A 22,167-nucleotide genomic window follows, 5' to 3' on the forward strand; every position below is an offset into this window, starting at 1 on the left:
ATTAGCGGAACATGGATGCTTTATTTCTAAAAAAAGAGAGGTTTTCTAAGGAAAACAACGAAATAGCGAACTGTAGTTCCTCATACTCATGTATTTGAACGTTTTTGGCTCAAATAACGAATCGTAGTTCCCTTTGAGAACTTTTTTATCGGCATTGTTCTCTCTCACTTATTCCCTCGTTTCGCAACCACCTGCATCAGCTCTCCCATCCGACCCGGAACCTGCCCTTGTACTCCTACCCGTCCCACACTCTAATTCCACGCCTGTAGCCGCGCCCGGGACCCGCCCTTGCACTCCCACCCGTCCCACACTCTAAATCCACGCCCACAGCCGCCCTTGCACTCCCGCCCGCCCCACACTCTAAATCCCCGCCCACAGCCGCACCCGCCCTTGCAATCCCACTCCCACCAGCACTTACTTCTGAACCAGCTCCCCTAATGCCATTTAATTCCTTGTACGCATATTTGTAGCGCAAGAGAAGCATAATGAGTAAAACTGGAAAGCTTGTTCATTTGAAGTAAGTTTTTCTAACGATTACATGCAAACAAGGAGAATGATATGAATTTGCTAAGCAAGTATAGGACTGCTCGTCACATTACCCTTACAGTAATCGTAGGGATCTTTTTGCTTCTTTTACCTTGGCATACGGGTGCTTCAGATGTGGGAATGCCTTCACAGCAAGCAGCCGAGATCAAGTCGAAGAAGGTGGCCATTGTCATTGATGACTTTGGCAATAATATGGACGGCACTAAAGAGATGTTGGATCTACCTATCCCTTTCACTGTCGCTGTCATGCCTTTCCTGCCCTCCTCCAAACAAGATGCTCAATTAGCACACGATAGGGGGCATGAAGTCATTCTACACCTACCTATGGAGCCTGTGCGGGGCAAGAAGAGCTGGTTGGGTCCAGGAGCCATTACTACGGACTTATCGAATGATGAGATTCACAAACGGATCGTAGCGGCAATCGAAGATATTCCCTATGTAATAGGAATTAATAATCATATGGGATCCAAGGCTACTGCGGATGAGAGAGTAATGAAAATTCTCGTTGAACTCTGCAAAGAGAAAAATCTCATTTTATTAGATAGCCGTACTTCTCCAAAAAGCCTAATCGGCAAGCTAGCGGGGCAAAATGGAGTTCCATTTTCAGAGAATCAACTCTTCTTCGATGATCTTTACACGTACAGTCACATCAGCAAGCAAATGGTGAAGTTTAAAAAATTAATCCATCAACGGGATATGGTCATCGCGATCGGACATGTGGGTCCACCAGGGAAAAAAACAGCCCAAGTGATCAAAGAGGCCATTCCGATCATTCAAAAGGAAGCTACCTTTGTTCCGATTTCGCAAACTATGAAGCTAAATGCTAATTAGGATGAATCATAGCAAAGTATTGATCTACCGCTTGAGAAATGGCTTTTGCTAACTTGGCTTGATGATGAGAATCATTCAACAGCTTGCGGTCTGATTTGTTGGAAATAAATCCTAGTTCGACGATAACAGCAGGGCTTTTCGTGTGCTTGAGCACATAATACTTTTTACCGAGAACAGGCAGTTCTTCCGTGCCATAAAGACGATTCAGAGATTCTTGCAAAAGTTGAGCAAGCAAAATGCTGTCTGATTGATTTTGATAAATTACAAGTGGTCCTCTACGATCAGATTTACCTGACCAATTGATATGCATGCTTAGCATCATTTTGGGCTTAATTGTGTTGGCGAGTCCGGAACGTTGAGCTAAATCCTTGCGGTGTCTTCCACCGAAGGACCACTTGTTATCTTCACTTAAAGCGTAGTCCTCAGTCCTGTTGATGATAACGCGATAGCCCCTTTTCTTAAGTAACTTGTATGTTTTTTTGGATATGGCTAAATTCATATCTTTTTCTTGGTATTTACCGTGTAAAGCACCGCTATCTATGCCCCCGTGCCCTACGTCGATAATAATATCTGCATTAGGCAGTAGGGGATCATTAGCCAAAGCGGATGCATCTGACGTTTTACAAAGACAGAGGAAAACAAGTAGAATCATCAAGTTTTTCTTCAAGCGAACCACTTCCTTTTGCATGAATATCTACTCTTATCCTTCTTCTGTAAGGGGGCTATCATACGTCACGCAAAAGTTTGCATGAATTGGATTAACCTTCTTTTTCACGGGAATAATGGAAGCTATGACAAAAAACTGAGCTGTTTGACGAAGTTAGCATGACAGCTTACGAAGCAGTTTTCTTACGAAATCTAAGCATATGCTTACGATGACAGTTTGCTAAAGCAAAGCTCTTAGGAGGTATGACAAATGAGTTTAAGTATTATTCTTATGGTAATTCAAGTTTTCTTTGCGGTTGTGATTGGGTTGTATTTCTGGAATTTGCTGCGTAATCAACAGACGAACCGGTCTGCTGTAGATAGAGAGTCCAGGAAAGAATTGGAAAAATTGAGAAAGCTAAGATCCATTTCGCTAACAAAGCCACTCTCTGAGAAAACAAGACCGTCTTCCATGCAGGATATCGTTGGCCAGATTGAAGGATTGAAAGCTCTAAAAGCTGCACTATGCGGTCCCAATCCGCAGCATGTCATTATTTATGGTCCGCCTGGGGTTGGTAAAACGGCTGCGGCTCGTGTCGTCTTAGAAGAAGCTAAGAAAAATCAGGAGTCACCCTTCCGTCCGGATTCCAAATTTACAGAAATCGATGCAACGACAGCACGCTTTGACGAAAGAGGAATTGCCGATCCATTAATCGGTTCAGTTCATGATCCAATTTATCAAGGTGCAGGTGCAATGGGGGTCGCGGGGATTCCGCAACCTAAACCAGGTGCCGTGACGAAAGCGCATGGCGGCATATTGTTTATCGATGAGATCGGTGAATTACACCCCACACAAATGAACAAATTATTAAAGGTGCTGGAAGATCGTAAAGTATTTCTAGAGAGTGCGTATTATAGCTCTGAGGATACGAATATTCCAGGCTATATTCATGATATATTTCAAAATGGTCTGCCTGCTGATTTCCGTTTAGTAGGGGCTACAACACGTACACCTAGCGAGATTCCTCCAGCTATCCGTTCGCGCTGCTTGGAAATTTATTTCCGTCCTCTTTTACCAGGTGAGGTAGGGGAAATTGCTCGGAAAGCCTTGGATAAAATTGGCTTCAAGAAATGTGAAGCTGCTGTTCAAGTTGTAACGAAATATGCAACGAACGGCAGAGAGGCTGTGAATGTGATTCAGCTTGCCGCGGGTATTGCCTTAACGGATAAGCGAGATGAGATTACCGCAGCTGACATTGAGTGGGTTGTCAATTCATCGCAAATTCCACCTAGACCAGAGCGGAAAATACCTGCACAACCGCAAATTGGATTCGTCAATGGATTAGCGGTGTATGGTCCTAATTTGGGTACACTACTTGAGATCGAAGTGACCGCGATACCAATTGCCGTTGCAGGTACTGGGAAATTTAATATTACAGGTGTAGTAGATGAAGAGGAAATGGGAGGAGGCTCTCGAACCATCCGCAGGAAGAGTATGGCGCGCGGATCAGTGGAAAACGTTTTGACAGTCCTTCGCAAACTTGGATTTAATACGTCAGACTATGATTTGCATATTAATTTCCCTGGCGGAGTGCCTATCGATGGACCTTCTGCAGGTATTTCCATGGCGACAGCTATTGCATCTGCGATACATAAAATACCTGTGGATAATAAATTGGCTATGACGGGGGAAATGAGTATCCATGGTAAAGTTAAACCCGTTGGCGGCGTTGTAGCGAAGGTCGAAGCTGCATTCCAAGCGGGCGCTACCAAAGTCATTATCCCCAAAGAAAATTGGCAAGAAATGTTCGCTAATTTGCCTGGTGTAGAGGTGCTTGCTGCTGACTCGATCGAAGAAGTGCTGGAAGTTGCGTTAGGCTTAGAGCTTCATGATAATGTGATTCACTTGCCTTTTACTTCAGAAAGGACGATTCCAGCTTCAACTTTACCTATTTTACATGCTAATTCACAACATACAATTGACTCCTAAATCAGAGTTGAGATAACCTCACATGACGCGTCAGAGTGCCAGTTGGTGTTTTGTTTGCAGTTTTGATAAAATGTAAAGGGCAACGAGGGGTACAGAAATAAATGACTTTGAACATCGTTCAAAGATCTGAAACGGAGACAAATCGAACTTCGTTCGAAAATCCAAAACGGAGACAAATCGAACTCCGTTCGAAGATCCACAAAGCGGAGAGACTTCGAACTCCGTTCGAAGATCCATATATTAGGAGGTGCAGAGGATGGGACCCGGAAAAATCAAGGTGCGCAGATTGCCGCTATTGCCTCTAAGGGGACTGCTGGTTTATCCGAGCATGGTTCTACATCTGGATGTAGGGCGAGAAAAGTCGGTTAAAGCACTCGAGCGGGCAATGGTGGATGACAGCATGATTCTCCTCTGCTCTCAATCTGAGATCAACATAGAAGAACCTGCCAAAGAGGATATTTATCGCATTGGGACAATTGCTAAAGTAAGGCAAATGCTGAAACTACCGAATGGAACCATTCGTGTCTTGGTTGAAGGCGTTTTGCGTGCTGAGATTGTTGAATACCTTGTGAATGATGAATATTATGAAGTCACGGCTAAGGAACTACCGGAGCAAGAGATCACCGATCCTGAGATCGATGCGCTTATGCGAAGCGTACTGAGTCAATTCGAGCATTACATTAATTTGTCGAAAAAGGTTACACCAGAAACGCTTGCTGCCGTGTCTGACATTGATGAACCAGGCCGTTTAGCAGATGTTATATGCAGCCATTTATCGCTCAAAATTAAGGATAAACAAGAGATTCTGGAGACAGTAGATGTACGTGAGCGTCTCGAGAAAATGCTTAATATCTTGAACAATGAGCGAGAGGTGCTTGAGCTCGAACGTAAAATTAGTCAACGTGTTAAGAAACAAATGGAAAAAACGCAGAAGGAGTACTACCTTCGCGAACAGATGAAAGCCATCCAGAAGGAACTTGGCGATAAAGAAGGCCGCGCAGGCGAAGTGGATGACCTACGCAACCAGTTGACGGAAGCTGAATTGCCAGATAAAGTCCGCGAGAAGGTTGAGAAAGAAATCGACCGTCTAGAGAAGATGCCAGCGACTTCTGCCGAGGGAGGCGTCATCCGCAACTATATTGATTGGCTGCTAGGACTGCCTTGGTCCAAAAATACGGACGATGACTTGGATTTGGATAAGGCCGAAGAAATCTTGAATGAGGATCACTTCGGACTTGAAAAGCCAAAGGAGCGCGTACTCGAGTACCTAGCGGTACAGAAGCTGGTTAAGAAGCTGAAAGGACCTATCCTTTGTTTAGTTGGTCCTCCGGGCGTCGGCAAAACCTCGATTGCTCGTTCAATTGCTAGATCCATGGGAAGACAGTTCATTCGTATTTCGCTTGGCGGGGTCAGAGATGAAGCCGAAATTCGCGGTCATCGTCGTACGTATGTTGGGGCGATGCCGGGACGGATTATCCAGGGGATGAAGAACGCTGGAACGAATAATCCTGTTTTCTTGCTAGACGAAATTGATAAAATGGCAATGGATTTCCGCGGAGACCCAGCTTCGGCATTGCTTGAAGTTCTTGATCCCGAGCAGAATAGCACTTTTAGTGATCATTTCATTGAAGTTCCGTTTGACTTGTCCAATGTCATGTTCGTGACGACAGCAAATGCTGTTCACAATATTCCTCGCCCTCTGTTAGATCGGATGGAGGTTCTCTACATTCCTGGCTACACAGAGATTGAGAAGCTTCAAATTGCGAAAAAGTATTTGCTGCCTAAGCAGAAGCGTGACCATGGTCTAGAAGAAGACCAACTTATTGTAGATGAAGATGCCTTAATGAAAATCGTTCGTGAATATACACGTGAAGCGGGCGTTCGTAATTTAGAGCAGCAAGTCGCAGGTATGAATCGTAAAGCGGCTAAAAAGATCGTATCTGACCCAACTACACCGGTGCATGTAACGGAAGAAAACTTGAAGGACTACCTAGGACCGAGCAAGTTCCGCTATAATGTAGCAGAAGAGAAAGATCAAATAGGTGCTGTGACAGGCCTTGCTTGGACGGAAGTTGGCGGGGATACCTTAGTTATTGAGGTCACCGTTATGCCCGGAACAGGCAAATTGACTTTGACAGGTAAACTCGGTGATGTGATGAAGGAATCCGCTCAAGCAGCTTTCAGTTATACACGCACACGGGCTGATGTATTTGGCATTGCACCAGACTTTCATGAGAAGAACGACATCCATATTCACATCCCGGAAGGCGCCATTCCAAAGGATGGTCCGTCCGCAGGAATTACGATGGCAACGGCATTGATTTCGGCATTGACGAATATTCCTGTTTCTCGTGTGGTTGCGATGACAGGTGAAATTACACTGCGCGGCCGAGTACTTCCAATCGGAGGGCTCAAAGAAAAGGCGCTAGCTGCACATCGAGCTGGTATTCGTACCATCCTGCTGCCTCAGGATAATGAGAAAGACATCATTGAAATTCCAGAAAGTGTCCGCGCGGAGATGACCTTCATTCCAGTCAGCCATATGGATCAAGTGCTTGAACATGCGCTTGTCAAAGATAAGCCTCCCGTGCAAGTCGGATAACGATAGAAAGTAGTTGAACATCCATGAAAGTCAATCAAGCTGAGTTTATTATCAGTGCGGTTGGACCTAGCCAATATCCAGAGGATGCCTTGCCAGAGATTGCTCTGGCAGGGCGTTCTAATGTCGGGAAATCCTCACTCATCAACTGTTTGATCTCCCGCAAAAATTTGGCCAGAACCAGCTCACAGCCCGGCAAAACCCAAACGCTTAACTATTATAAAATCAACCAGGACTTATATTTCGTAGATCTTCCAGGTTATGGCTACGCCAAAGTTTCCAAAACGAAACGGGAGCAGTGGGGAAAATTCATTGAGAGCTACTTAATGAATCGAGAAACACTGCGCCTTGTCATGCAATTAGTTGATTTACGGCACCCCCCTTCCAAAGATGATCAAGCTATGTACGAGTGGCTAAGACATAATGATGTACCAGTCATCGTCGTTGCGACCAAGGCCGATAAGATCCCGAAAAGCAGATGGTCGAAGCATATCAAGATTGTGCGAGAAACACTGGGGATGGATAAGGGTGTTCAGCCGTTGATGTTTTCCTCGGAGCTTGGGCTCGGCAAAGATGAGCTGTGGGGGATTCTAGAGCAAGCTATTGCTTATGGAGAAACAGAGCCTGAGGAAGCAAATGAACTCGTGACCCAGCAAGAACAAGATAAAGAACAAGAACCGTCCTGATCATAGGGCGGTTTTTTGTGTATTAATAAGAAGGACGTCAAAAGACAGAGAAAATCAAGAAGAAGCACACGGGAAAGCGAGGTTTACTGGGGAAAATTTGCTGGCATTCCGTAATTCCTTGGTTTTTTCAGAATATTTGGCTGATTATAATGAATTGCACGCAGGAATATTAGAGACGCATGTAGTATAATAATAAACAAGGTAATAGTTAATGGCTTGTAAACAAAGAATCGAGGGATTTTTATGGCACAAAGGTTAGCGACTGAATATGTCAAAACCTGCCTCCAGTTAACAGAAGCCGAGATGTTCAGGTTTTTTCAAATGTTTGTGGATCATCAAGTGACATTGCAAGTGAAAGTCTTGGAAAATGGCAACCAAGAGGTTGTTTTTCAAGATGGAGCAGGTCAGGAAATCGTCCTTTCATTTGAGAAGAAATCGGGCCTATATGAATGCACAGGATCCTGCAGATTAAGTAACACCTTACTGGCTAATTTGATGCGTAAAGCAGTGTCAGAGTTTAAAGGAAGCGCAAAAGTAAACCGAATCTATCCAAGCTATACAATGGTTTACTACTACGAGCGTGGAACCGTCGTTAAAATTGAGGAAGTCAAAGGGCAATTGTTGACCGTTATCTATGAGTACAAAGACACTATTGGTCTCATGCAGCAAATGTTCCAAAAGAGAGAAGTCGAGCAAGAGATTGAAATGATCTACGATCAAATTAACCATCTACTTGATTTACGAAATATGCTGCAGGAACAGGAAGAACATCAGCAGATCGACACTCGCCTCAATGAGCTAACGCATCGTTTGTTTATATTGGAGGCTTAACCACACATATACCCACAATTACAATAGACCCTTTTTAGGGTCTTTTTTGTTTAAAGGCATTTGGTAAAAAAAACTATTGCATTTCTCGTCGATAGATGTTATTTTTATTCTCGTTGAAACAATATAGGAACCAGGATTCACTCAGGACATTGAATGTTGCGAGAGATTATACCCTCGGGAAGTGAATGACGTAGGTCCTAGCGGATGAAATTTTTTTCAGACATTTTATTCCTAGGAAGGGGGAACCGAAAGATGGAAACAGAATACTCAACTTTCGGAAGACACGTTGCTGTAGATACTTGGGGGGTAGATTTCGAACTTCTGAACAATGCAGATTGGCTGCAGGCTCAGATGGTAGAAGCTGCCGAGGTATGCGGAGCAACCGTACTATCTGTACAATCCAAGCAATTTGAACCACAAGGAGCAACTGTACTTGTTATGTTGTCCGAGAGTCATCTCTCCATTCATACTTATCCTGAGAGAGGTTTTGCCGCGCTTGATTGTTATACTTGCGGTGAGACAGTGGACCCTCAATTAGCAATTGACTTTATGGTATCCGTATTGAAACCAGAAACATTCTATGCGAAGAAATTAGTTCGCGGAATGGGTGAACTGCAAGTAGAAACTCCTGAAATGAAGCAAGCAGAGCTTGTTAAATAAGAATCTGCGCATAACAATAACGATAACCACGGAGAAATCCGTGGTTATTTGTTTGTCCAGATACCCATACAATGTTATTGCGACACATGTCCGAACATGAAGCAAACATGAACTGGGGGAACGGATTTGAAAAAGAAAATAGTAAGAAAAGCAGTAATTTACAGTATTGTACTCTTTCTCATCATCTGGCCTATTTATCAGCTCGTTCAAATACTTGGTCCTCATAAAGAGGAGCATGATGCTACCCATCTACTGTATCAAGTAGCTCTGTTTCAGATGGAACTTCTGAAGAGCTACCTGGAGGAAGCTGCTCAAAGCAAAGATACCGCAGGATTGGACGCTGTGGGGCAAGCCCTTTACTCGGCAAGTTATACGCATGAACGCATGGTGCTTGCTGTTGGAGGAAGCGAATATCTGACTTCACTGGACAGTATGACCCAGTTAACGCAGTACTTGAAGCGTCTGCAGGTGGGGGGAGAGCGAATGTTAAAGCCAGATGAGATCCAGACTTTGAAGGAAGTTTGGGTTCAGTACAAGAGTCTGTACGATCTGTATGAGAAACTCATGGCTTCGAATGGCGATATTGTTTCGTCCCAAAATACGAAGCTGACTGAGCTGGATCGAAATTTAACCTCTTTTATACGAAAAAAAGCACTTCAATAAAGGATATATAAGGATCTTTTTTGAATAGAGCTCAAAGATCCCAAAGCGGAGAGACTTTGAGCTACACTCAAAGATCCCAAAGCGGAGAGACTTTGAGCTACACTCAAAGATCCCTATATTAGGTATATAGAAACGAAATGCTGTTAAAACTAACGAGCAGTATGAAGCATTCATAAATTCTACAAAAAATTTGTCGGATTGCTTGTTTTGCTGTGCTATAATGGTTCATAGAAATAGACGGAAAGGCAGGTGGTACCTTTGCATATTATCGCACTTGGCTTGAATTATCGTACGGCCCCGGTAGAAATTCGGGAGAAGTTCGCTTTTTCCGATCAGGATTTGCCTAAGGCGTTGGCAGAATTGAAAGACACGAAAAGCATATTGGAGTGTGTAATCGTCGCCACCTGCAATCGCACGGAAATCTACGCTGTTGTGGATCGACCGCAGATGTGCAGCCATTACTTGACTCACTTCATTGAACGTTGGTTCCAAGTCAGTAAGGATCAATTCCAAAAGCATTTATATATGTATGAAAATGAAAAAGCGATTGAACATTTATTTCGCGTAACAAGCGGATTAGATTCTATGGTCATTGGGGAAACCCAAATTCTAGGACAAGTGCGGGATGCTTTTTTATCATCTCAAAATATGAAAGCAACCGGGGCTTATTTCAATACGTTGTTTAAGCAATCCGTGACACTTGCCAAAAAAGCACACTCCGAAACAGGCATTAGCAATAATCCAGTTTCCGTCAGCTACGCCGCGGTGGAACTTGGTAAACGAATATTCGGTACCTACATGAACAAGACTGTTATGATTATTGGTGCAGGTAAGATGAGCGAACTCACGGTGAAGCACCTTTACGCGAATGGCGCTAACAAAGTTATCGTGGTTAACCGCACGTTTGAACGTGCAGTTGAATTGGCTGAGAAATTTAACGGCATTCCATGTACCATCGGTAACATGCTGGAGCATTTAGCGGAAGTGGATATTATTATAAGCTCAACAGGCGCCCCAGGATATGTTCTTACGAAGAATGACATTCAGTCCTATGTTCAAAAGAGAAAATCACGTCCGCTTTTCATGATGGACATCGCGGTCCCTCGTGATCTAGATCCACAAATTAGCGGCTTACCAAATGTTTTTCTTTATGATATCGATGATTTGGAGAATATCGTAGATAAACATTTGCAAGAGAGAAAGAAAGAAGCAGCAAAGATTGAAACGATGATCGAGTCTGAAATAGGTGTTTTCGAACAATGGACGAAGACGCTAGGTGTAAGTCCAGTCATTAGTGCTCTTCAAACAAAAGCAAGCCAGATTCACGAAGAGACGATGGATAACATGTTAAAGAAGCTGCCTGACCTTGATGAACGTGAAATTAAAGTTATCCGTAAATTGACGAAAAGCATTGTGAATCAAGTGCTGCGCGACCCAATCCTTCGTATTAAGGAAATGGCTGGAGAGCGTCATGGTGATGAAGCGCTTGAGCTATTCACGAAACTGTTTGCCCTGGAAGAGACCCTTGAACAACAAGAGCAAGCCAATCAGTTAGCACAAGAACTAGAAGCCGGGCATAAAGCAGTTGAAGCTAAGCAGATGCTGGATGATAAGTTGTCCGTGCTTAGTTTACAGAACGCTGATGTTCTAGCCCAATCTTGAAGAAAAGGGCGCTAATCGCCTAGGAGAGGTGCCATGGTTACACGTAGCTGGTTGTTTGATGCGATGATTTATATGTATGCCCTGAGCCTATTGTTTTACTTTTCGGATTTCGCGAATGCGAACCGAAGCGCGAAACGGATGGGGACGGGGCTGCTTTTGTTTGTATGGGTTCTACAAACCGCTTACTTAGGCATTAACTTGTATGGTCATTTGACGGAATGGGCATTTGCTCGGTCGGACGTACTATTTATGTTTTCGTGGTTGATTGTCACGATTTCACTGTTGATTAACCGATTTTTCCGCATTGAATTGTTTGTATTTTTTGTGAATGTGCTCAGTTTTGCCATTTTGGCTTTGAATGTTTTCGGTAATCCGAATGTAACGCCAATTAAGCCTGATTGGGACATCAACGATGAGCTATTATTTATTCATATTACCTTAGCGATTGGCAGCTATGTGGCATTCTCGATTGCAGCTATTTTCTCAGGCATGTATGTGTTCTTACACAAAATGTTGAAAGCGAAGAAATTCTCTCAAACGGTTATGAGATTACCTTCACTTGAGAAAATTGAACATTACACCTATCTCTCCGTTATTATTGGTGCACCGTTGCTGCTTATGGCTTTAAGCCTGGGAGTGGTTTGGGTTGTACTGGAGGGAGATCGTAATTTACTTTATGATCCTAAGGTGATTAATTCATTCTTTGTATTGGCAGCGTACGCTTTCTATTTATTTCAGCAGCATTCTATGCGTATTTCGGGCAATAAGCTCGCAGCTTGGAACCTCGCGGCATTCCTGATTGTTGTTCTCAATTTTGTGGTTTCTAATCTGGTTTCAGGTTTTCACGGCTGGATATGGAGCTAACGACGATGAATCATCCCTATCCAATTATGATGAATCTGTCTGGACGCCGATGTTTAGTAGTTGGCGGCGGGGCTGTGGCTGAACGAAAGGTGAAATCACTGCTGCAAGCAGGTGCCCATGTAACGATCGTAAGCACAGAATTTACTGAGGGGCTTATGGAGATGGAGAACCATGCTGACGTGGTTCTATATAGGCAAACGTTTGATCCATTGATCATGATCGACAAAAGCTCGGATTTTACGGCCTACATCTTGGTTGTAGCTGCAACGAATGATGCGAAAGTAAATGCTCATGTGCATGAGATAGCATCACGTAATGGGCAGCTAGTAAACGTTGTTGATCAACCTCAATTGAGCTCCTTCATCGTCCCTTCTGTTGTTCGAAGAGGGAAGTTAGTTATTGCGGTTTCAACAGGTGGAGCAAGCCCTTCGGCTGCTCGTAAATTCGCTCAAGAATTAGACAACGCTTATGGTGAGGAGTATGAAACCTACCTCGATTTCCTAAGCGATTTACGGTTATTGATTCAGAGCAGGGTGGCTGATAAACAAGCCAGACAACGTGTGTTTAAAGAGATGCTTGAATGGGACGTGCTTGCCAAAATAAGGGACGGCACGTTTGAAAGTTGGAAAGAGAAGCTCTACATAACCTTAGAGAAAGAACCTTGGATGCAGGAGTAAGTTGGAGATAGAGGTAAGGATCTATCTGCTTGTTCAGCTATCAAGGATATCGGGCAGCAAGTACAGAGAGGCGGGTAGAGATGAGAACAATCATCGTAGGAACTAGGCAAAGCGCTTTGGCACTAACGCAGACAGGGCAAGTTGTGGAACTCTTAAAACAGCTTGCAGCTGAACATGGGATCGCTTGTCAATTTGAAATAAAGAAAATTGTCACGAAGGGCGACCGCATCTTGGATGTCACCTTGTCCAAGGTAGGCGGTAAGGGTCTGTTCGTCAAGGAAATCGAACAGGCACTCGTGGACGGCGACATCGACATGGCCGTCCACAGCATGAAAGATATGCCCTTCGAGCTACCCGAAGGGCTAGTCGTCGGAGCGGTGCCGAAGCGTGAGGATCCGCGCGATGCGCTGATCACACGCGGGCACCGCTCCCTGGACGAGCTGCCGCAAGGCGCGCTCGTCGGTACCAGCTCGCTGCGGCGCGCCAGCCAGCTGCAGCACCTCCGCCCGGACCTCCGCATCGAGTCGGTCCGCGGGAATATTGATTCGAGGCTGCGCAAGCTCGATGATGAGAACTTCGATGCGATTCTACTTGCCGCGGCCGGTTTGCACCGGATCGGCTGGCAGGATCGCATTAGCGCGTACTTGCCGCCCGAGATCTGCCTCCCTGCCGTAGGGCAGGGGGCGCTGTGCATCGAGTGCCGGGGCGGCGACGCCTTCATGCTGGACCTGCTGAGCAGGTTCCAGCATGAGCCAACCGCGCTCGCGGTGCGAGCGGAGCGGGCTTTCCTCGGCAGACTCAATGGAGGCTGCCAAGTGCCGCTCGGCGCTTACGCGAGCATAAGCGAAGACAACAGCGGATCAGAAGTGCCGCTGCTCACTTTAACGGGCATGGTTGGTACGCCGGACGGCGTCACCATGCTCAAGGAAACGGCTTCCGGGAGCGATCCGGAAGCGCTAGGTTTGCTTGTTGCTGATAAGCTTATCGCGCAAGGCGCAGAACGTATCCTGGCTGAGGTAAGGAAGTGAGCACCGTGAACAAAGGAAGAGTCTATCTCGTAGGTGCGGGTCCCGGAGATCCTAAACTCATCTCGGTACGCGGTATGGAAGCCATTCAGAAAGCCGATGTCATCGTTTATGACCGGCTGGCCAACCCTCGTCTACTTAAGCATCGTAGACCGGAAGCTGAACTGATCTTTGTCGGCAAGCTTCCGGACAAACATATACTAAAGCAAGAAGAAATTAATCAATTGCTCGTAGACCTGGCCCTACAGGGGAAAGTGGTGACTCGTCTCAAAGGCGGCGATCCCAGCGTCTTCGGTCGAGTAGGCGAGGAAGCAGAGCTGCTCGCAGATAACGATGTGATCTTCGATATTATACCGGGTATCACATCCTCAATTGCGGTTCCTGCCTATGCGGGTATTCCAGTCACCCATCGCGACTTCACTTCGTCTTTTGCGATTATTACCGGTCATGAATATCCGAATAAGACCTATTCCAGTTTGGACTGGGAGCATCTGGCCAAGGCGATTGGCACCATGGTTTTCTTAATGGGTGTAGCAAATCTTGAACAAATTTGCCGCGAATTGATTCGCTGCGGCAAACCGCCGGAAATGCCTGTTGCGCTCGTCAGATGGGGAACATGGGCGGATCAACAAACGATTACGGGAACTTTGGCTGATATTACGGAGAAGGTAAGAGAAGCTAATTTCAAATCCCCAGCCGTTATTATTGTTGGCGAAGTTGTTAAGCTGCGAGAGAAGCTGGCTTGGATTGAGAAGAAGCCGCTCTTTGGGCGTCGAGTACTGGTCACAAGAGCTAGAAGTCAAGCAAGTGAGCTCGTGGATTTAATCGATGACATGGGTGGAGAAGCGGTCGAATTCCCTGTTATTCGATTACAACCGCCAAGTCGCCCTGAGGCCATTCAAGCATTGGATCTGGCGCTAGACAAGCTTGATGAATTTGACTGGGTGTTACTGACAAGCGTAAACGGTGTGGAGTATTTTTTCCGCAGGCTACGTGAAAAAGGGATTGATGTTCGCAAAATGGGGAAAGCTCGCATTGCAGCCGTAGGCCCGAAGACCGCCGAAGCGCTAGCTGAGCGTGGCATCATTGCGGATGTACTCCCAGCCAAATATCAAGGCGAGGGTATCCTGGAAGCCATTCAAGCAGATTTGAAAGCCGGTCAGAAGGTTCTGTTACCTACAGCTGATCTGGCACGTGATTATTTGCCTGCTAAACTCAAAGAACTCGGTCTTGAAGTAACTGAAGTTGATGTCTACGAAAATGTACTCACAACAGACGATGGGGATGAAATCATTCATCTTCTGCAAAATCAAAGCATTCATATCATAACTTTTACAAGCTCATCTACGGTTACAAATTTACTTGAAGCCTTGCGCCAGCTGGGTGTGGAAGAACCGCTATCCTTGCTGCAAGGGGTTGAAATTGCCTGTATTGGACCGAAAACCGCAGAGACCGCAAGTCAATGTGGACTGCCGGTTACTTATATGGCGGAAGAGGCTACAGTTGCTTCATTGGTACAAAGTATTACTCAACATAAATAATAAAAATGTCTCAGATGCAGCTTCTTAAGGAGCTGCATCTGATCACCAATAAGGAGGCGGAATTCTTCATGAGTTTCCCTATCGTTCGTAATCGCCGCTTACGCGGCAATGCAGCTATTCGTAATCTGGTACGTGAAAATCAAGTGACTGTTCACGATGTTGTTCAACCGATTTTTGTTACACATGGTACGAACATCAAGTCAGAAATTGCTTCTATGCCAGGTGTTTATCATTTTTCTTTAGACAGAGTGCAAGAAGAAATCGAAGAAATTACAGAGCTCGGCATTCAAGCTATACTTTTGTTTGGTGTTCCGGATCATAAAGATGCACAAGGAACATCCGCTTTTATGGATGATGGCATTGTGCAGCAAGCGACTCGTTTAATTAAAGAATTGAACCCGAATTTGCTCATTATCGCCGATACGTGTTTATGTCAGTTTACGGATACAGGCCACTGTGGTGTTATTCATCATCATCCGGTGACAGGACAGGCGGATGTGGCAAATGATGCTTCCTTGGAGCTGTTGGTTCGTACGGCTGTCTCGCAAGCCAAAGCGGGTGCTGACATTATTGCTCCTTCCAATATGATGGACGGCTACGTATATGCGATTCGTTCAGGATTAGATGAAGCAGGCTACGAGAATACACCGATTATGGCATATTCCGTAAAATATGCATCGGCTTACTACGGTCCATTCCGGGATGCAGTAGATTCAACACCGCAATTCGGTGACCGTAAGACGTATCAAATGGATCCAGCGAACGGGCGCGAAGCTTTGCGTGAAGCGGAAAGTGACGTTGCAGAGGGTGCTGATTTCCTCATGGTGAAACCAGCTCTTGCTTATATGGACATCATTCGGATGCTGAAGGATAACTTCGATTTGCCAGTAGTCGCCTATAATGTGAGTGCGGAGTATTCGATGATTAAGGCTGCAGCCTTGCAGGGCTGGGTGAATGAAGAGGCCATCGTCATGGAAACAATGACAAGCTTCAAACGTGCCGGTGCTGATATCATCTTGACTTATTTTGCCAAAGATATTGCTAGATATTTGAAAAAATAGCTAATTTCCAATAAGAGCCATTCACCTAAGATGCAAAGGCGAGCAGTTTCCGCTGGAAACGATCAGCATGTAGTCTTAGTGCGGATGGTTCTTTTGTCATACTTTTGTCGCAAAACCTAAGCTTACTTCAGTTGTGACAAGGGTATAATTAGGGCATAATGAATGAGAATAGATGGAAACTAATCGGAGAGACTTTGGCTTAGGGCCGAAGATCCCTATATATGGAAGGTGCCTCATGACCTATAACGATAATTTTATTAAAGCATGCCGAAAAGAACAGGTGGATACACTGCCCGTTTGGTATATGCGCCAAGCTGGACGTTACGATCCGGATTATCGCAAAATCAAAGAAAAGTACTCACTGCTCGAAATTTGTCAGCAACCAGAGCTAGCTGCGGAAGTTACGATGATGCCCATTAAAAAGTTGGGTGTTGATGCGGCCATTTTATATTCGGACATTATGAATCCCGTTGCTTCTCTTGGGGTTGATTTTGATATTGTCAAAGATGTCGGTCCTGTGATTCATACCCCCGTTCGGACAGCGCAAGATGTTGAGCGCCTGCGTCCTATCGATGTGGAAAAAGATTTATCGCATATTATTCAAACGATCCGTATCTTAGACAAGGAGCTTGAGGTTCCCCTCATCTCATTTGCGGGTGCGCCATTTACGATTGCGAGCTATTTGATTGAAGGTAGGCCATCCAAAAGCTATATTCGTACGAAGCAGCTAATGTACTCCGAACCAACCGTTTGGTTTGCTTTAATGGAGAAGCTTGGCGATATGGTCATTACCTACTTACGAGCGCATATCGCAGCGGGTGCCAAAGCTGTTCAAGTATTTGATAGCTGGGTTGGCGCGCTTTCTCCTGCAGATTTTCAAATGTATGTACTGCCTACAATGATGAGAATTTTCAAAGAACTTGCGGACTTGAAGGAGCCAAAGATTTATTTCCCAGGCGTGAGTTCAGGGGAGTTACTTCCTTATCTCAAAGATATCCAAGCGGATGTCATTGGTCTAGATTGGCGGATTCCAATTTCTGTAGGCCGCGGGAGAGTTGGCGAACGCTTCGCCGTGCAAGGAAACTTGGATCCCTATATTTTAACAGCTCCGATGAGCGTTATTGAGCAGCAGGCGAAAGCAATTATTGATGAAGGCATCCAGCAACCAGGTTATATCTTTAACCTTGGCCATGGTTTATTCCCGGAAGCATCGCTTGAGAAGCTAAAGGATTTGACTACATTCATTCATACTTACTCACATTCCGTATTAACGCAGCAAGCAGAAAAGAGTGGTGTTTAGCATGGCAAGTCAGCGTATTGGTGTTTTAGTCATGTCTTATGGTACTCCGGAAAGTTTGGATCAAGTTGAAGCTTATTACACACATATTAGACGTGGGCATCCTCCAACGCCTGAGCAGCTGCATGAATTAACGGCTCGTTATGAGGCAATTGTAGGAGGGTTCTTCCCGCTGCGTGAAAATACGAACAAGCAGGTTAAAGGCTTGGAAGATACACTTCGTCAAGAACATCCAAACCTTGAATTCGTCTGTTATCAGGGTCTGAAGCATGCTCAGCCTTACGTAGAAGACGGTGTGGAGCAAATGGTTAAGGATGGTATTACGGAGGCTGTGGGAGTCGTTCTAGCCCCTCACTACTCCACGATGAGCGTTGGCGGCTATGTCAAAAGAGCGAAAGATAAGGCAGAGGCGCTTGGTCTGAAGATTGATTTCGTTCTTGATTACCATCTTCATCCTAAATTGGTGGATGCCCTTAGTGCACGTGTTGACAAAGCTTTGGAGAAATTCACAGGTAGTGATCGAAATGATGTGCGTGTTATCTTTACTGCGCACAGCTTGCCTGAGAAAATCCTTGAAATGAAAGATCCATATCCAGATCAGTTGCTTGCCACTTCCAAAGTCATTGCTGAACGTGTGGGGCTGACGAATTGGCAGTTTGGTTGGCAAAGCGCAGGCCAAACGGCGATGCCGTGGCTTGGTCCGGATATCTTGGATGTTTTACGTAAAATCAATCAAGAAGAAAGCGTCAAGAGTGTTCTCCTATGTCCGATTGGCTTTGTTTCGGATCATCTGGAGGTTCTCTACGATATCGATATCGAAGCACAGGCCCTGGCCAAGGAACTTGGACTGCATTTGGAACGAACAGAATCGCTAAATACAGACCCTCTGTACTTGGAAACATTGAGTGATGTTGTCTATAACAAATGGAAAGAGGTCACCCGTCTATCATGAGTACTAGGATTCCTCACTACATGATTGTTGGCGGGGGGATTACGGGGCTTAGCGCAGCTTTTTACTTAAAGAAAAGGTTGGAGTCTGCGGGAGCCCCTTTTCGTATTTCTGTGGTGGAGAAATCCCCGACATTTGGCGGGAAAATTCATACCATAGAGCGAGAGGGTTTCGTTATTGAAAAAGGTCCGGATTCCTTCCTTGCACGGAAGCGCCCTATTATTGATCTGGCTTATGATCTCGGGCTTGAACATGAGCTTACGGGTACCAACCCCGGGGCGAAAAAGACCTATATTGTACGTCAAGGCAAGCTGCACCGCATGCCGCCTGGCTTAGTGCTAGGCATACCAACGCAAATGACACCGTTCATGAAGACGGGCCTCATTTCCCCATTAGGTAAAATGCGAGCCGCATTGGATTTGATTCTACCTAAGCGAGATGTATCGACAGATGAATCTCTTGGGCATTTTCTGGAGCGCCGTTTAGGGAAAGAAGTGCTCCAGCGTATCGTGGAACCGCTTCTAGCGGGGATTTATGCAGGTGATACGTTTAAGCTTAGTTTGAAAGCAACGTTCCCGCAGTTTCGAGCGATGGAGCAGAAGCATCGAAGTTTAATTCTAGGGATGATGGCCAGCCGCAAAAACGTAAGTGAAGAGAGTGCTCACTTACCTTCTGCTGTTCGTAATTCGGTTTTCGTGACGTTCAAGAAGGGGCTGCAGACGTTGGTTTCGGGCTTAGAAGACGCCTTGAAGACTGTGGATCTACGAAATGGCGTTGGGGTTGTATCCGTTCGTAAAATGGGGCAGCAGCAAGCCGAGGTTATCTTTGAGGATGGGCATAGTGAAATGGTAGATGGCGTTATCCTAACTGCGCCTACTTATCAGGCAGCGCAGGTGTTAGCCGATTTTCCAGCAGCAAATCAGCTTAAGAAAATTGACTACATTTCCGTGGCGAATGTTATTATGGCTTTCGATCGCAAAGACATCCCATTTGAACTGGACGCCTCGGGTTTTCTGGTACCGAAAACCGAAGGCAGGACGATAACTGCGTGTACCTTAACATCTGCTAAATGGCTGCATACAGCCCCAGACGGGAAGGTGCTTCTGCGTTGTTATATCGGTCGTGCAGGTGAGCAAGAGTGGCCGGAGTGGTCGGATGAACAACTTGTTAGCAAAGCTCGTCATGATCTTCGGGAATTATTAGGACTAAAGGCGGAACCGCTCTTTACGGATGTAACTCGCCTCATGCATTCTATGCCGCAATATCCGGTGGGTCATCTGGAGCAGATTGCACAGTTCCGTGAAGAGCTTGCTGCAGCTATGCCTCAAGTCCTCATCGTGGGTGCGGGGTTCCATGGAGTGGGCCTCCCTGACTGTATAAGGCAAGGTAAAGAGGCAGCGTGGCAGCTTGCGGATCTGATCCAAAACCAGTCTCAGGAAGCCGTAGAAACAGCCAGTTCGATTTAACGAAGCTTGGCCAGATCTAATTTGAAATCTGATGATGAAATGGTCAAGATTTGCTTTTCTTCAAGATCACGAATCACTTGCATGAGCGTCACTTTTTGTACGCCGGCTAGTTGAGATATTTCGTCAAAGTTAAGCACGAGTTTAATCGTAATTGTCGTTCCGTTACGCAACCCATGCTTATTGGCCATTTTGATCAAGCTTTTGATGACACGCGTTCTCGCGTCTAAGAAGGTCAAGTCGAACACTTGTTGATTCGTATCGCGTAGTCGACTACTAAGCTCTTGCATAATGCCGAGGGTAATGTCAAAATGAGTGCGTAGCAGACCGAGGAAACTTTGTCCTGTCAATGTGAGCAGCACACTGTCCTCCAAAGTTTGGGCCGAAGCAGAGCGCGGCTTGCCATCAATCAGTGAAAGTTCACCAAAGCTTTCGCCTGATTTGCAGATGGACAATATTTTTTCCTCACCGGAGCTGCTTGTTGTGAAAATTTTGACAGAGCCACTGAGGACCATATAAAAGACGGAGCCGACCTCTTTTTCGGAGAATAAGACGGTACTCCTTTTAAAGGAACGTCTTGTACAAATTTGAGCTAGAGTGTTGAATTGTTCTTCATTCAATTGGGAGAATAAAGGTACTTTTTTGATGGTATCGATCATATGGGTACCGCCTTTATATGTAGTAAGTCAACTCATTTTATCATAGATAGATTACTGGGGGTATGAAATTATGGAAAATTCGAGTAGAATCGACACGCGCTCTTCGGCTGCCTTTCAAGAAGCTAAGAAGATCATTCCTGGTGGAGTAAACAGTCCTGTTCGCGCCTTCAAGTCGGTTGGTTTAACACCTTTGTTCATGGAGAAGGGCTCAGGTTCTCGCGTAACGGATATTGACGGCAATACCTTTATCGATTATGTAGGATCTTGGGGACCGTTAATTGTAGGACATGCTCACCCAGTCGTGCTGGAAGCCATTAAAAGTACTGCCGAAAAAGGGACGAGCTTCGGTGCTCCGACGCTTCTAGAAACGGAAATGGCGAAGTTGGTTATTGAACGCGTGCCGTCCATTGATATGGTTCGCATGGTGAATTCAGGGACAGAAGCGACGATGAGCGCCCTACGGTTAGCACGCGGGTTTACGAAGCGCGACAAAATTATGAAATTCGAAGGAAGCTATCATGGTCACGCAGATGCATTGCTGATCAAAGCTGGCTCCGGTGTAGCCACACTTGGCCTTCCAGACAGTCCAGGGGTCCCGAATAGCGTGGCTTCGAATACGCTCACCGTGCCTTACAATGATTTAGCATCCGTTAAATTAGTTTTTGAAAGGTTTGGGGAAGAAATCGCTGCTATCATCGTTGAGCCGATTGCTGGGAATATGGGAGTAGTGCCTCCAGCTGAAGGGTTTTTACAAGGATTACGATCCATTACTCAGCAATATGGCTCCCTGCTAATCTTCGATGAAGTGATGACAGGCTTTCGCGTGCATAAACACTGCGCTCAGGGCTTGTACGGCGTTACACCTGATTTAACATGTCTAGGTAAGGTCATTGGCGGAGGACTCCCTGTTGGCGCTTATGGAGGCCGACTGGACATCATGGAGCAGATTGCTCCTGCAGGTCCAATTTATCAGGCGGGAACCTTATCCGGCAATCCACTAGCGATGGCTGCAGGCTTCGCAACGTTATCCTTATTGGGTGAGCCCAATGCCTATGAGGAACTGGAACGCAAGTCTGCGATGCTGGAAGCTGGATTCGCTAGGAATGCTGCTGAACTTGGTGTTGCAAGCACAATTAACCGAGTAGGATCCATGATATGTCCATTCTTCACCGAGCAGGCTGTCACGAATTACGATTCAGCCAAAACGTCTGATCTAGCTAAGTTTAATGCTTATTTCGGCCACATGCTCGATTTGGGGGTTTCGGTTGCACCTTCGCAATTCGAAGGGATGTTTGTATCTATGGTTCATTCCGATGAAGATATTGCTGCTACAATCGATGCTCATCGTGAAGCGTTGAAGCAATTATAAATCTGTGAACATACAAAGACCTGGCCAATGCGGCCAGGTCTTTTGCTGTTTAGCGTGCCCAGAGGCACGCATTATCTAGTTGGTGCAAGTCCAACCACGGGAGGGACCAAGCCACCCTTGTAGCTAGGATGCTTGCGTATGGCGAAATC

19 protein-coding genes are annotated in these 22,167 nt (G+C 45.6%); 17 read left to right on the forward strand and 2 right to left on the reverse strand.

Annotated elements, in window-relative coordinates:
- The first annotated feature begins 558 nt into the window (after positions 1-558).
- Complete coding sequence (locus ASG85_RS12975) at positions 559-1,377, forward strand: divergent polysaccharide deacetylase family protein (protein ID WP_057306180.1); 819 nt, start codon at positions 559-561, stop codon at positions 1,375-1,377.
- Here the strand turns inward: ASG85_RS12975 and ASG85_RS12980 are convergent.
- Positions 1,370-2,065: an N-acetylmuramoyl-L-alanine amidase family protein gene (locus tag ASG85_RS12980; RefSeq protein ID WP_063860274.1), complete on the reverse strand. Its 696-nt coding sequence runs from the start codon at positions 2,063-2,065 to the stop codon at positions 1,370-1,372. The genes ASG85_RS12975 and ASG85_RS12980 overlap by 8 nt on opposite strands.
- Before the next feature lie 228 nt (positions 2,066-2,293).
- Here ASG85_RS12980 and lonB point away from each other — a divergent pair, with 228 nt between their 5' ends.
- The 15 genes from lonB to hemG all read left to right on the forward strand — a co-directional run bounded on the left by lonB (position 2,294) and on the right by hemG (position 19,993).
- Positions 2,294-4,012, forward strand: a complete 1,719-nt coding sequence (lonB, locus tag ASG85_RS12985; RefSeq protein ID WP_057306179.1) for an ATP-dependent protease LonB — start codon at positions 2,294-2,296, stop codon at positions 4,010-4,012.
- A 256-nt stretch (positions 4,013-4,268) separates the two neighbouring features.
- Positions 4,269-6,614 (forward strand): endopeptidase La, encoded by a 2,346-nt coding sequence (gene lon / locus ASG85_RS12990; RefSeq protein WP_060646442.1) that lies wholly within the window; start codon positions 4,269-4,271, stop codon positions 6,612-6,614.
- A 23-nt stretch (positions 6,615-6,637) separates the two neighbouring features.
- Positions 6,638-7,297: a ribosome biogenesis GTP-binding protein YihA/YsxC gene (gene yihA, locus ASG85_RS12995; protein ID WP_060646443.1), complete on the forward strand. Its 660-nt coding sequence runs from the start codon at positions 6,638-6,640 to the stop codon at positions 7,295-7,297.
- Between the two features lie 243 nt (positions 7,298-7,540).
- Positions 7,541-8,128, forward strand: coding sequence for a hypothetical protein (locus ASG85_RS13000; protein ID WP_029194640.1), 588 nt, complete (start codon positions 7,541-7,543; stop codon positions 8,126-8,128).
- Between the two features lie 252 nt (positions 8,129-8,380).
- A complete protein-coding gene (gene speD / locus ASG85_RS13005) occupies positions 8,381-8,788 on the forward strand; it encodes an adenosylmethionine decarboxylase (RefSeq protein ID WP_057306176.1) in 408 nt (135 codons plus the stop codon).
- A gap of 126 nt (positions 8,789-8,914) precedes the next feature.
- Positions 8,915-9,451 (forward strand): hypothetical protein, encoded by a 537-nt coding sequence (locus ASG85_RS13010; RefSeq protein WP_063860275.1) that lies wholly within the window; start codon positions 8,915-8,917, stop codon positions 9,449-9,451.
- Between the two features lie 258 nt (positions 9,452-9,709).
- A complete protein-coding gene (hemA, locus tag ASG85_RS13015) occupies positions 9,710-11,113 on the forward strand; it encodes a glutamyl-tRNA reductase (RefSeq protein WP_060646444.1) in 1,404 nt (467 codons plus the stop codon).
- A 33-nt stretch (positions 11,114-11,146) separates the two neighbouring features.
- Complete coding sequence (locus ASG85_RS13020; RefSeq protein ID WP_057306174.1) at positions 11,147-11,977, forward strand: inner membrane protein YpjD; 831 nt, start codon at positions 11,147-11,149, stop codon at positions 11,975-11,977.
- Positions 11,978-11,982: 5 nt separating this feature from the next.
- On the forward strand, positions 11,983-12,654 hold the full coding sequence (locus ASG85_RS13025) for a bifunctional precorrin-2 dehydrogenase/sirohydrochlorin ferrochelatase (RefSeq protein ID WP_060646445.1): 672 nt from the start codon (positions 11,983-11,985) through the stop codon (positions 12,652-12,654).
- A gap of 80 nt (positions 12,655-12,734) precedes the next feature.
- Positions 12,735-13,682: a hydroxymethylbilane synthase gene (gene hemC, locus ASG85_RS13030; protein ID WP_057306172.1), complete on the forward strand. Its 948-nt coding sequence runs from the start codon at positions 12,735-12,737 to the stop codon at positions 13,680-13,682.
- A 5-nt stretch (positions 13,683-13,687) separates the two neighbouring features.
- Positions 13,688-15,220 carry a uroporphyrinogen-III C-methyltransferase gene (cobA, locus tag ASG85_RS13035; protein WP_057306171.1) on the forward strand — a complete coding sequence of 511 codons (1,533 nt, stop codon included), beginning with the start codon at positions 13,688-13,690 and terminating at the stop codon, positions 15,218-15,220.
- A gap of 68 nt (positions 15,221-15,288) precedes the next feature.
- Complete coding sequence (gene hemB / locus ASG85_RS13040; protein WP_057306170.1) at positions 15,289-16,281, forward strand: porphobilinogen synthase; 993 nt, start codon at positions 15,289-15,291, stop codon at positions 16,279-16,281.
- A 235-nt stretch (positions 16,282-16,516) separates the two neighbouring features.
- Positions 16,517-17,581, forward strand: a complete 1,065-nt coding sequence (gene hemE, locus ASG85_RS13045; protein WP_057306169.1) for a uroporphyrinogen decarboxylase — start codon at positions 16,517-16,519, stop codon at positions 17,579-17,581.
- A 1-nt stretch (position 17,582) separates the two neighbouring features.
- Entirely contained in the window at positions 17,583-18,530 is a 948-nt protein-coding gene (gene hemH, locus ASG85_RS13050; protein ID WP_057306168.1) for a ferrochelatase, read from the forward strand.
- Complete coding sequence (gene hemG, locus ASG85_RS13055) at positions 18,527-19,993, forward strand: protoporphyrinogen oxidase (protein ID WP_060646446.1); 1,467 nt, start codon at positions 18,527-18,529, stop codon at positions 19,991-19,993. The genes hemH and hemG overlap by 4 nt, the downstream gene beginning before the upstream one ends.
- Here hemG and ASG85_RS13060 read toward each other — a convergent pair.
- Positions 19,990-20,649 (reverse strand): Crp/Fnr family transcriptional regulator, encoded by a 660-nt coding sequence (locus tag ASG85_RS13060; RefSeq protein ID WP_057306166.1) that lies wholly within the window; start codon positions 20,647-20,649, stop codon positions 19,990-19,992. The two genes, hemG and ASG85_RS13060, sit on opposite strands and share 4 nt — an antisense overlap.
- Positions 20,650-20,719: 70 nt before the next feature.
- Here ASG85_RS13060 and hemL point away from each other — a divergent pair, with 70 nt between their 5' ends.
- A complete protein-coding gene (hemL, locus tag ASG85_RS13065) occupies positions 20,720-22,018 on the forward strand; it encodes a glutamate-1-semialdehyde 2,1-aminomutase (protein WP_060646447.1) in 1,299 nt (432 codons plus the stop codon).
- The last annotated feature ends 149 nt before the right edge of the window (positions 22,019-22,167 follow it).

It is taken from the genome of Paenibacillus sp. Soil724D2 (genome assembly GCF_001427935.1).
Taxonomy (GTDB): domain Bacteria; phylum Bacillota; class Bacilli; order Paenibacillales; family NBRC-103111; genus Paenibacillus_E.